This is a genomic window from Mesorhizobium sp. 2RAF45, assembly GCF_052115225.1.
Lineage (GTDB): Bacteria > Pseudomonadota > Alphaproteobacteria > Rhizobiales > Rhizobiaceae > Mesorhizobium > Mesorhizobium jarvisii.
In genome coordinates, this window is the sequence record NZ_JBFRGG010000005.1 from 34408 (window position 1) to 46646 (window position 12239).

The 12239-nt window shown below is 62.0% G+C and carries 8 protein-coding genes; 3 read left to right on the forward strand and 5 right to left on the reverse strand.

Translation table 11 applies throughout. The features are described from left to right. Positions 1 to 85 precede the first annotated feature (85 nt). Positions 86 to 979 carry a LysR family transcriptional regulator gene (locus tag AB4Z43_RS15820; protein ID WP_441938286.1) on the forward strand — a complete coding sequence of 298 codons (894 nt, stop codon included), beginning with the start codon at positions 86 to 88 and terminating at the stop codon, positions 977 to 979. A 94-nt stretch (positions 980 to 1073) separates the two neighbouring features. Beyond that, positions 1074 to 2009 (forward strand): hypothetical protein, encoded by a 936-nt coding sequence (locus tag AB4Z43_RS15825; protein WP_441938288.1) that lies wholly within the window; start codon positions 1074 to 1076, stop codon positions 2007 to 2009. Positions 2010 to 2114: 105 nt separating this feature from the next. On the opposite strand, the gene AB4Z43_RS15830 is transcribed toward AB4Z43_RS15825, so the two are convergent. From AB4Z43_RS15830 to AB4Z43_RS15840, 3 genes are all read right to left on the reverse strand, one after another. Then, on the reverse strand, positions 2115 to 3242 hold the full coding sequence (locus AB4Z43_RS15830; protein WP_441938290.1) for a substrate-binding protein: 1128 nt from the start codon (positions 3240 to 3242) through the stop codon (positions 2115 to 2117). 73 nt (positions 3243 to 3315) lie between these two features. Beyond that, positions 3316 to 3588 (reverse strand): hypothetical protein, encoded by a 273-nt coding sequence (locus AB4Z43_RS15835; RefSeq protein WP_010910579.1) that lies wholly within the window; start codon positions 3586 to 3588, stop codon positions 3316 to 3318. 90 nt (positions 3589 to 3678) lie between these two features. Then, positions 3679 to 5256, reverse strand: coding sequence for an HD domain-containing phosphohydrolase (locus AB4Z43_RS15840; protein WP_441938292.1), 1578 nt, complete (start codon positions 5254 to 5256; stop codon positions 3679 to 3681). Positions 5257 to 6003: 747 nt separating this feature from the next. Between AB4Z43_RS15840 and AB4Z43_RS15845 the strand changes: the two genes are divergently transcribed. Further along, a complete protein-coding gene (locus AB4Z43_RS15845; protein ID WP_441938294.1) occupies positions 6004 to 6258 on the forward strand; it encodes a LysR substrate-binding domain-containing protein in 255 nt (84 codons plus the stop codon). A gap of 122 nt (positions 6259 to 6380) precedes the next feature. Here AB4Z43_RS15845 and AB4Z43_RS15850 read toward each other — a convergent pair whose 3' ends face one another. Continuing rightward, on the reverse strand, positions 6381 to 7883 hold the full coding sequence (locus AB4Z43_RS15850; protein WP_441938296.1) for a winged helix-turn-helix domain-containing tetratricopeptide repeat protein: 1503 nt from the start codon (positions 7881 to 7883) through the stop codon (positions 6381 to 6383). A 447-nt stretch (positions 7884 to 8330) separates the two neighbouring features. Further along, entirely contained in the window at positions 8331 to 12200 is a 3870-nt protein-coding gene (locus AB4Z43_RS15855; RefSeq protein ID WP_441938298.1) for an AAA family ATPase, read from the reverse strand. Positions 12201 to 12239: the final 39 nt, after the last annotated feature.

The following is a 12239-nucleotide window of genomic DNA, read 5'->3' on the forward strand; positions in this document are numbered from 1 at the left end:
CTGGTGACACGGATATAGACGCAGCCATCTGCCGGATAATCAGCCGTCTCTTGACATCACTATTCGGAAATTGCGAACAAAGAGCATGGATCGCCTGGCCACGATGCGGCTCTTCGTTCGCGTGCTTGAGCGGCGCAGTTTCACCGCTGCCGCCGCCGATCTCGGCCTGCCGCGCTCAACCGCGACGGAAGCGATCCGCCGGCTCGAAGAACATCTCGGCGCACGTTTGCTGGAGCGGACGACGCGGCAGGTGAACGCCACGCAGGACGGCGGGGCCTATTACCGGCGCTGCCTGTCGATCCTGGCCGAGATCGAGGACGCGGAAGCCGCCTTCCGCAAGGCCGAACCCTTCGGCCTGCTGCGCATCGACGCCAGCACGCTGCTCACCCGCACCTTCCTGTTGCCGCGCCTGCCGGAATTCCTCGCCCGCTATTCCCGCATCGATCTGCAGATCGGCCAGAGCGACCGGCTGGTTGACCTCGTGCGCGAGGGCGTCGACTGTGTCATCCGTGTCGGCGAGCCGCCCGACAGCGGCATGATCATGCGCCGGCTGGGGATGATCCGCGAGATGACCTGCGCCAGTCCCGCCTATCTCTCTCGCCACGGCATACCCGCCTCCCCCGACGCGCTCGACGGCCATCAGGCGATTGGCTTCGTCTCGTCGCGCACCGGCGAGGTGCTACCCTTCGAATTCACCGTCAACGGCAAGACCCGCGAGATCAGGCTGCCGGGCCGCGTCGCCGCCAACAATTCCGACACCGCCGCCGACCTGGCGCGGCTCGGCCTCGGCCTCATCCAGGCGCCGCGCTATCGCTTCGAGAAGGACCTTGCTCAGGGCACGCTGGTCGAAGTGCTGGCCGACTACCCGCCCTCGCCGACGCCGCTGTCGGCGCTCTACCCGCAGAACCGCCAGCTCTCGCCGCGCCTGCGCGTCTTCCTCGACTGGGCCGCGCGCATCTTCGCCGAGGCGAACCTGTAGGAATCTCGCCGCCATCGACCCCATCGCGACGAAACCGTAGGTATTGAAGCAAAATGGCAGTATTCTGCGCAGTCTGGGGTCTCGGGGCAAAGGGATGGATTTCAGCACGGGCCATGGCTACCTCCTCATCGGCGGCCTTATCCTGGTCGGCGCCGGGCTGCTCATCCTGTCGCTGATCGTCAATCTTCGCGTCGCCCACAGCGTGCGCCACGACGTGCGCCATCGCGAAAAGCTGCTCGAATATTATCGCAACATCTTTTCACAGCTGGGCGTGATCCTGATCGGTATCGGCGTGTCGCTGTTCATCTTCTTCTTCCAGCAGAACTATCAGGACCAGCGCCGACGCGAGACGGAACTGCAGCAGGTTCTCGCCAAACTCGCCGCGCGCATTGCCCGCGGCGCGCCGGTCATGCAGTCGCTGGAGGAATTCGACGAGTTGCTGGATGAAGGCGGGCCTTATCTCAGCCCTCAACTCGGCGGCAAGAACACCGCGGTCAGTCTTCACGGGACAGAGCTCGGCAAACAGGCGGCCAGGATCCTGCTGGTCGAGCGCGACGTCGATCTCGCGGACTTCGAGGTGCTGAACCTGTCGCGCGATTTCGAATCCTCTTTTGTCGTCAACGAGCTCGATTCCAGGCTGTGGTTCGACATCGTGCGCGACGAGAGCGAGATCAAATACGCCACCACCCAGCTCGCCCTCGACTACAAGGACCTGCGGGACACGATCGGCGGCGATCCGGCGGAGGCAGCGGTCGCCGACCCGGAAAAGGAGCGCCGGGTCAAGCAGGAGGTGCTCGACATCTTCTACGATGCCGATCTGCTGCGCCAGCGCTCCAGGCAGCATCTGGCCCGCGCGTGCTGGCTGTTCAGCCAAGGGCGCGGCTTCGTCGGCGCGGCCCCCGTCAATGCGATCGAGGCCGATGCCAGGTCGCACCAGGAATGGCTCGACCGCTCAAAATCGGTGCTATCGCAGGCGAAGTCGGGCAGCGGCGACTGCTTCAAGCTGCTCCGGTACGGCCAGGGGTCGTGAGGTGGGAGCGAGCGGGCAAGACCCCCTGCTCTGGCGACAAGGCCAATCACCTTCAAGGACCGGGTTGGCGCCGGAAGCAGACTTGTCCGTTTCCGACGCCGCCAGTTACCCCGCGTTGCTTAGTTCGTCGCTAAGCGCGCGCTCGTTGGGATCGATCGAACCCAAATTCTTCACAACCCGGAATCGACCGCCCTGCGCCTGCGCGATGTACATGTTCATGCGAACATGATGCTGGCCGGGGACCATTTCGGCCGGACCACCCGGTCCCTGGCTGATGCGGGCGTGATCGAGAGCCCGGATGACCGCGTCCCGCTCGGCACTGCCCGCTTCCTTCACCGCCGCTTCCCACATCTTGATCGCCCGGTAGTGCCCGGTGCATCCGCTGCCCGCGGTCAGGGTAGCCCCACCAGGGAACCGCTCACCGTAGCGGCGCAACAGCGCGCGACCGAACGGTTCGTCGAGTTCCTGGTAGTAGTCGAGGCAGCTGTAGAGGCCTTCGATCTGATCGGACGGCACCAGATTGAAGAAGTTCTCGTCGAAGTAGGTGCAGACGATCTTGCCGCCGCGTTTGCCGAAACCGGCCTTGTGCAGTTCTTCGAGGAACGGCGTCAGGCCCGGCGGGACGATGGTGTTGAAGACCACGTCGGTGCCGCTCGCCATCATCTGCTGCACCGTCCGCCGGAAATCGACGGTGTCCAGCGGAAAATACTCCTCGCCGACGATCTCGCCGCCATTGGCGCGCACCGCCCGGCTCGCCGCCTTGTTCAGCAAATGGGGCCAGATGTAATCGGCCGACGGCAAATAGAACCGTTTCGCGCCGGTGCTGCTCATGAGCCATGGTATCAGCGGCTCTACCTGCTGCGCAGGCACAGGCCCGGTGCAGAAGATCAGGGGATCGTTTTCCTGTCCCTCATACTGCTCGGTGTAGATGTAGAGCGTCCTGCCCCGGGTGACCGCCTCGCTCTTGATGGCCAGGCGGGTCGAACTGTAGATGCCGCCGACGACCACGTCGACCTTGTCGACGTCGACGAGTTTCGCGGCCTTTGCCTTGGCAACGCTGTCTGTGGTCTCGCCATCCTCGATGACGAGTTCCACTGGCCGGCCGAGGAGGCCGCCTTTGGCGTTGATGTCGTCGACAAGCATGGTGGTGAGGTTCGCATTTGCAACGCCCATGAAAGACAATGGGCCGGTGAGTTCGGCGATAAGACCGATCTTGATGGGTTTCGGATCCATTTGATTTCTCCAAGTCTGGGGTTCGTCGGGCACGCGCCGCCGCCGAGCGGCAGGCGGCGCTCAATGCGGGGCTTCAGGCCTCGTAGTGGCCGAGCAGCAGCGCCGCCTGCGGCTTGCCGACATGGCCGGCTTCCTGCAGGATCGCTGGCACCTCAGGATCGGACACGAAATTCTTCCAGCCCTCGGCGTCCCAGTCGAAGATCGCCCAGACGCGGTCGGGCTCGCTGGGGTCGCGGAAGACGGTCGCGCCGTTCGAGCCGTGCAGCCGGCGCTTGTCTGCGCCCTTGGTCGAAAAGATACGGATGAAGTGGTCGATATCAGCCACTTTGGTGGTTGCGAGAAGCATCTGATTTCCTCCTGTCGGTCGCGGTCACCATTGAACCGTCGACAGGACTACGATGCGCGCCCCGGAGCGGGCGCACATGGGGTGGATTCCCTATGCTTGCGTTTCGCCTGGTCGGACAAGGCCGTGCTCGACCGCGTAGAGCGCGGCCGCGGCACGGGTGGTCACGCCGATCTTGGAATAGACGCTTTGAATATGGTGGTCCGCGGTCTTGGGCGAGATATCCAACTTTTTGGCCACTTCCTTCGCCGTGAGCCCGGCGGCGATCAGGCGCAGCACCTCGATCTCGCGCGGCGTCATGCCGGCCAGCGCTTGCGGCACGGCTCGCCGCGATGGCTGCCCGGCGAAGGACAATACGGCCTCGGCGGCGTCGGGGCAGATACAGCCGTCACGCACGGCGGCGCGCAGCTGGGCGGCGGCCGCCTCGCTGGACAGCGCCTTGCGGTGCGGACGTTCTTCTCGCGACGTCTGAAAGGCTTCGGCAGCGGCCAGGATCCTTGCCGCCGGAGACAGGTCTGAGCCGCCGACCTTGCGGTGATAGCCGGAGCCATCCAGGCGCTCGTGATGGCGAAGCACGAGCGCGGCCATCGCCTCGCCCTCGCGACCGAACGAGGCCAGGGCCCGCTCGCCGTAATAGGCGTGCAGCTGTGCGGCGTCGCGTTCGCGCACCGACAGCGGACCGTTGCGCATCCAGGTCGCCACCGGCACCACCAGTTCGCCAATGTCGTGGATGCAGCCCGACCAGCGCAGCGCGCGAACATCAGGGTCGGGCAGCCCGATCCGTTTGCCCGCACCCATGGCCAGTTCCGACACCATCCTCGAATGGCCCTGCGTAAACGGCATGCGCATGTCGATCATGTCGGCTATGGCCAGGAACGCCTCATCGCAAGCCGCCTCGTCCAGCGTCACCGGCGGATCCGGCTCGAGCGCCAGGATGGTCTCGCGGTCGACCGTCGCGCCGATGCCCTCCATCAGGACCGCCGCGTTGGCCGAGACGAGCCGGGCCAGATCCGCTTCGTATGGACCATCGCCGCGGCTGGCGACGGTTTCGGCCATCCCGTCGATGCCGACGGCATCGCTGAGCGCAATCGCATCCTGGGCCAATGTGATCAGGCGCACGGCGGGCAGGACATCCTCGCCACTCAGCCCGCGCGGCAGGCCCTTGCCGTCCCAGCGTTCGTAGATCTGCCCGAGATTGCGCCGGATCTCGTCGGACAGGCCGAGCCGCTCGCCGATCCGTTGCGCGACCTCGCAATGCGCGGTGAGCACCGGGCGCGCCACCGCGAGCGCCTGCGACATCGCGGCCTCGATCGCCCTGCCCTGCGCGTCAGGCTCGAGATCGTAGTAGAACCGCTTGAAGGCCTGCACGAAGACCCTGCCCAGTTCCGCACGATTGCCCATGTCGAGACCGACAAGATCCTGGCGCAGGGCGATCTCGTCGCCGAATGTGGCCGACAGAAGGTCCGTGTCGGCATTGCAGCCGACATAGCGCAGCATCGACTGATGGTAGGCGTTGCGCCGAACCTCATCGGAAACACCCGTGAGCTCGGCGATCCGCATTGCAAGCACGCAGGATTTCAGCGCGAAGTCGCGAGAATGGCCAGTGGCGAGGTCCGAGGCATAAGCCAGGACCATCATGAAGTCCGCCCGGCGTATCGAGACAACTGTCATCGCACACCCCCAGTGATCCCTATGCTAGCCCCGTGCGCCGTCGATACCTAGGGGAAAAATCTCAAGCCGGATGCAGAAGAAACAGAGCGTTCTGTTTGGACCGGATGCGGTCTGGCAGCTTTACGCTGGGAATAGTGAGAAGGGGACGTTTAGGCATCCTGACTACATCGATTGTGCGAAGCGGACGAGAGAAACCCCGGTCGCTAGGCATTCTTGAGGGCCGCGAAATGCGGCGCATTGTGGTCGGCAGGCGGGAATGGAAGCCGCCTCGCGATGCCTTGACTGTTGAGCGCTTCCCGCGACGCGTCCGACGCAGGCGCGGGAAGTCTCCGTGTCATGCCTGATCCATCCCGGGCTTACGCCTTCGCGGCGTTCCGTGCAGCCTCGAATACATCGCGCGCAGAGGGCGTCCCCGCTGCGTGCTCCGTACCCGCAATGCCGAGGTCCATCCAACCTGCATTCACGGCCTCAAACATTTCTTCGGCAGGTCCGGAGCGGCCCTTCGGGATGCCGAATTGCTCGAACGCTTCCGGCCCTATACGGGACGAGACGCTGATTGCCCGCCCGCTGGGCCTGTTGCGCATGGTCAACGCTGCCAGTCCCGCCTATCTGGCGCGCTATGGCGTCCCTCGATCGCTGGAGGATCTCCAGCGTCAGGAACATCGGACAATTCATTTTTCGACGATGCTGGGCGCAAGACCCCATGGATAGGAGTATCCGGACGGCGACAGCTACGCGACGCTTCAGTTGCCAGGTGCGCTACACGTCAACAGCGCTCAGACCTACGAAGCCGCCGCCCTCGCCGGCCTTGGCCTGATTCAGGCTCCACTCTTGGGGGTTGGCCAATACTTGGAGAGTGGAGCGCTGGTGGAGATCATACCCGATTTTCGTCGCCGAGCGCTCGCCGTGTCCCTCGTCGTGGCACATCGCAGCAACCTGTCGCGTCGAGTCCGCGCATTCATGAAATGGATCGAAGATGTGCTGACACCGTATCTGGAATAGAAAGACGAACACCTTCGGCCGGCGCCGGGGAACGGCAAGGATGAGGCGCATCGCCGATCACGGCCCCACCAGTGAAGTAGGCCATTTGTGGTCAAATCCGTCGCCTCGGCTAGCTGGTGCCTTCACCCGGGAAGACCAGCTTTTCTGAAGCCTGACATGAACAGCTCGAGGGCGACTTGGTCGGCGAACGGGAGACCTGACATCAGCCGGACAGTCAGGTCGTATTTCCTCGTTAGTGCGCTCTCGACTTCAGCGCGCGCCTTCTCCATCTCGCCCAAATGTGCGTACGACGCCGCGAGGAAGGCGTGAATGAAGAATTGGTCACCGGCCTTCTGATACGAACCGACGGCTTCCGAATACCGTCCTAGCAGGAACAGGGAGCTGCCCTTCACCTCCCAGAACCATATCGGAGGTAACGGGTCGCGCAGGAGCGCAGCTTCGAGCACGCTCAGCGCCGTCTCGGCCTGTCCGCCGTAGTTGAGCCAGCTTGCGTAGTCCCCTGCTATGTTCACGTCTAACGGATTCAACGAGCGCGCGCGCTCGAAATGCACTCCCGCATCGCCATGTTGGCGCATGTGTATAAGCACCAGCCCCATGCTCTGGTGACAGACGCCATCGCTCCTGTCGAGAGCGAGCGCCGTTTGTGCCGAGTCCCAGGCCTTCTGTAGCGTCCGGGGATCGTTGTCGTACCAAAATCTGCCGACGAGGGCTTGCGCGAGGAAGGCATGGCCTTGAGCGAACGTCGAATCTAGCTCGATGCACCGGACGAAGAGAGGCTCGGACTTATCCAATTCATATCGGTAGAAGTGTGCGCGCCCCTGCAGGTAGTAGTCGTACGCATCCCAATCGGCCGGAGGCTTGCGTCTCGTCCGGCTCGCAGAATCGGCCTCCGCTTGGCCTTCGACCATCGAGGCGATGAGAGCCGCAAGCTCGTCTTGCAATGCGAAGATGTCGTCGAGGGCCCGATCGTACCGTTGAGCCCACAGGTGAGTGCCGGCGGCGGCATCAATCAACTGTGTGGTGATCCGAATGCGATCACCGAGCTTTCGTATGCTGCCTTCGACGAGGTAACGAACGCCTAGTTTGCGATGGACTTCGGCAACGTCCAATGTCGGATGGCGAAACTGAAAGGATGAATTGCGCGCGATGACGAGTAGGGACCGGAACCTGGCCAGCTCCGTAATTATGTCCTCGGTTATGCCGTCGCTGAGATACTGCTGGTCCTGATCGCCACTCAAGTTGGCAAAAGGCAGCACCGCAATCGACGGCTTGCCGGACGGTGGTGTAGGCCTGCGGAATGAGCTCGCCACCGGCTCGACGGTCCCGGTGAAGCGGTAGCCGACGCGAGGCACCGTGGCGATCCACTCGCCGCCGTTATCAGCCGGACCGAGGGCCTTTCTGAGTGTCGCGATTTGAACGGTAAGGTTGCCTTCCTCAACGGCGGTGCGTGGCCAGGCAGCATCCATCAGTTCGGCCTTGGTCAGTATCTCTCCGGGCCGTGCCGTAAGCGCAGCAAGCAGGGTCAGCCCACGATGCCCAACAGCTATCGGGGTTTCTTCTCTAAGAAGCGTACCGATGTCGGGATCGAGTACGAACGGACCGAAAGCGATGCGAGTCCCCTGCATTTGGGCATACTAGACTTTTCGGAAGTTTTCGGAAACGTTTCGGCGTCAGCATTGCTGTTGCTGCCCCCGACTGTCGGATCAAGGCCACTGACTGCGACCGCCGACACGACTGGTAATCGCAAACGGCTCTCTGGATCCGAAAGCGCTTGCTGACCTACAGGACCGCTGTGACACTGACCAATTCTCCACCCTGACAAATGTAATCTGCAATATCGTTATGCCGCGATGCCGCGCATGGGGTCGGCGCCAGCGATGTCCGCCTTCACATTAAAGCTGCCAACCAATGGGCAAAGGATACGCTGACTGAATGTCGGAGCGCCGTTTGCTCGCACTCCGGGCAATCCAACCACGCTGGGGGCTCAAGAGACCCGCTACGCCCTTTCTGGTCAGGAGCAAGTCCGCGAGAATTTGCCACAATGATGGATGTGTGCCTTTGAGCTCGCCTCACTATTGCCGGCGTCTCAACTCTGCGGCAATCATCGATTCGTCTTGTCGTAGGGACAACCGCCCAGCCGCTGCCAGTGCTTGTTTCCAAGTAGAGACGGCGAGGGCGTGGCGGCCATCCAACCACTGCGCGACGCCGGTCCAAAGACCGTATTGTGGAACGCCGACTGGAAATACACGACTGTAGCGTTTGAGCTCACGCAGCGCTTGGCATTCCCATTCGCTCCATTGGTCGTACTCGCGCGAGAGCCCAGCTTCACGGCCACGTAAAAGCAGTTCGGAAACTCCTGAAATGCCAACCAATGTGCTGTGGGAAGACGGTCGACGCATCACGCGCAACAAGCGCAGTGTTTCGACCGCGGCCTGGATACTTTCGGCATGCAGACCGGCACGCGCGAGGGCAAGTGCAAGTGCTCCTTTGGTCGAGATCTGCGCGGCGAGATCGACCGAGCCGAGCATCGCGGACGTTATTAGTCGAAGGATGTCGATCGCTTCACGAGGGTTATCCATATGGAGCACGCACAGCGCCTTGCATCGGAGCGCCCAGATTTCTTGCTGGATGTTTCCGGCGTTCTGCGCGCGCGATAGTAGCGCAAGGGAGGTATGCTCCAATGCACTCCGATCGCCGCGATAATACAATGACCAGAAGCGCATTCCTTGTGCGTTGCACCAACTCAGTTGATCTCCGGCCCTTAGACACAACTCTTGCGACTGATCGAGGCGGCGATCGACCACCGACCATTCACAGCGCCCAAGGTGCCAGAGCGCGTCGAGGTTGCAAACATGGGCATGGACTGCTGGATCGGCGAGCGCGAGCGCGACCCGTTCTGCCCTTTCCATGAAGTGTTCGCACGCGTTCCGCCAACCCAAAATGCCGAGCCCACACGCTAGTTGCGCGGACGCGACTGCCATCTCTACGGAGAACCCGGTGCGCTCCGCGTGTGTTACAGCCCCAACGAGATTGTACATCCCCAGCGAAAAGCGAAGCTCGAAATAGTCGACCATCGCCGCTTGGTTCAAGCATCGAGCCAGTTCTCGCTCCCAAAAGCGCAGATCATCCCGCTGGACCCATCTTGGCGATGGGGGGTAGGCTTGTTGGAAGGCGAGCCGCAAGCCACGCCAGAGCAGACGGATCAAAATCGTTGTAGGTGACCGAAGAACCGGCTCACCTGCCACTCGGAGCGCGCGCCTTACAGCAATCCCCTGAGCGTGAATGTCGCCACGGCTATAATGCGCCTCGGCGAGTTGCCTACGCCAACGTACCGCCTGTAGTTTCTGTTCAACGCTCCAAGTCGGCTGCTTTGGTTCGTGTGCCAAGCAGATGTCAAGAAATGCGGCCACCTCTCGAAACGCACCAGTCTGTAACGCCTTCGTTGCTGCCAAATCGGCATATTTGACTGCCTTCTCGTCATTGCCGGCGGCCTCAAAGTGTTGAACGAGAACTGCAGTGTCCGCTCCTAGGGAATCTCCCGGACTTGATTCGATCCAGCTAGCCAAGGCTCCGTGCAGCTTGTGCCGCAGATCGCCTGGGATCGAACCATAGACGACGTCTCTGGTCTGATCGTGCCGAAATTCGTAGTTCCCTTCCACATTCCCCCGGCGCACCAAATGCGCGGCCACAAGAGATTCAACGGCAGCACCCACGGCGTCGGGACGCAAGACATCCTTAAGCAATACCTCGAGTGCCTCGCTGGTGAACGAACGCCCTACTACCGCTGCGGCCTTGATTACGTCCTGGCCAACAGTATCCAAGCGATCGACGCGCTCTCGTATGACCCGTTCGACACCCTCGAAATATCGAAGGCCGTCGAGTGGACGGATCGGACGCCAGAAACCATCGCGCATGGCGATCAGTCCCTCGCTCTTCAATGTCAGCGCGATTTCCTCAGCGAAAAAAGGGTTGCCGCTGGCCAGCGCCGAGACCCGTCGCGCCAGCTCCTCGTCTGGGGGCACGGCCCCCAATGTACGAGCAGCCAACTGGGAGATCGATCCTTCACTGAGTTCCTCAAGTTCCAGAATGCGACAGAAGAGTGAGGGATCGTCGGCTCCCGATCTAGTTGCGCTCTTCCGCGCCGCCTGGGTCCGTCGGTGCAGATTTTTGAACTCCTCCGGAACCTCCTCGGCGCGCAGGCATAGGATAATAAGCAATGAAGATAGTGATCCGAGAACCCACTCAACGAGGCGCCACGACGCAGAATCGAGCCACTGACTATCCTCAAGCACCAATGCCAAGGGGCGTGGCGCCAATTCGCCTATGATATCGCCCAAGAGGCGCATCGTAGCATCAGCACGATGAGCGCCCTCTAGGTGCCGAGTTCCTTCATTCTGGGCGATCTCGACGGCCAACATGTCCCCGAGCAAGGGCACTCGCCCAAGAATTGACGAATTACCTTGGACACTTGCGATGAGGCTCTCAAGCACATCGACGCCACTGCTGTCGGCAGGCAAGCCAAGAACGGATTCCAGTACACGCCGCCACGTCAGCAGAGAGGTACGTCGATCATCCCGCTCGGCGCGTGCCACCGAAACCATAGTGCCGGTCGAACGCAATTCATCGGACCACGCACTCACCAGTGCGCTTTTCCCGATGCCTGGCTCACCAACCACCGCCACCAGACGGGTCGTGCCGGCGCGTGCTTCTTCGAACGCACTCCTAAGAAATTCCAGTTCACTGTGGCGGCCAATGAGCGTCGTAGGAAGTAGCGCCGGCAAATGGGGCTCCAATGGACGGAACACGGGCGCCATATCCCCAAGTCCCTCCAACTGAAACGCACCACGCTTCTCGAAAGAGAATGTCGCCCTGCTCGCCCGTTCGGTCGGTGCGTCGCAGAGGACATCCCCAAAGACCGCCGTCATCAGTCGCGCCGCGCGATTGACCGGCGGGCCGAAGACCATAAGTTGCCGCCTTCGCAAGCTGCCCACGACGCGAAACAACGCATCGCCTGTCGCCACGCCGACCGAGACGGAGAGTCCCAATCGCGAAACGGTGACGCTTATGGCGCGGGCGGCATCGACGGCACGCTGTGGGTCGTCACGGTGAAACGCACCCCGCGCACCGAATGCGGCCATGAATACCAGGCCTTTGTCGTCGAAAAGCAACTCACCAGGCGGTCCGCCTCGCCCTCTCAGGATCTCTTGGAGTGATACACACAGCGTCTGATGACGGGACAACGCAAGCGGATCGTGATGATCTAGCCCTACTATGCGGGCGAAAAGTACGGAAACGGGTCTGATCTCTGCCAGTGCATCCAAACGGGCGTCCAAACGGCGATCTTCATCGATCTCTATCGCAGAAACGTTAAGCGCGATTCTCGCGCTTTGCTCGTGAACAAGCAACACATCTTGCAATTGTGGAGGCAGGAACTCCGCCAACCATTGGGGACGTAGCAGGTCCGATGACGCTTTCAAGCCGACTTGCTGGTGACCCGCAACCCCGTCAACGATCGCTTTCATTGCGCTTTCAGAGAGCACGTATTCCCAGCGGCCCGCAAGCGCTTGTGATTTTGCAGCCAGAGCGACGGCATCACCGCCGGCGACCAGATTCCAGACCGGCTGGCCACCCAACGAAGCAGCCCAGAGTGTGCCGGCGCCCACGCCAACGTGTAGGGCCGGAGCAATTTGGCTCGTCGAGATGTCTGGCCGGTCGTTGCGATCACGGCAGATTGCTTCGGCGCAGGCGGCTGCGGCCTGGGCGGCAGCTCTAAGGTTGTCGGAGTCAGCCGCCCAATATGCCAGGAGAGAGTCCCCCGCAAAGTAAAGCACTTCACCGCCACGATCGAGGATTTGCTCAGCGCATCGGGCATAGGATAGGCTCAGCAGCCTCGGGATTTTTTCAAGTCCTTCTTGTCCGCGCCGTGCCAGCTGTTCGACCAAGGCCGTATATCGGGATACATCAACAAACATCACGACAGC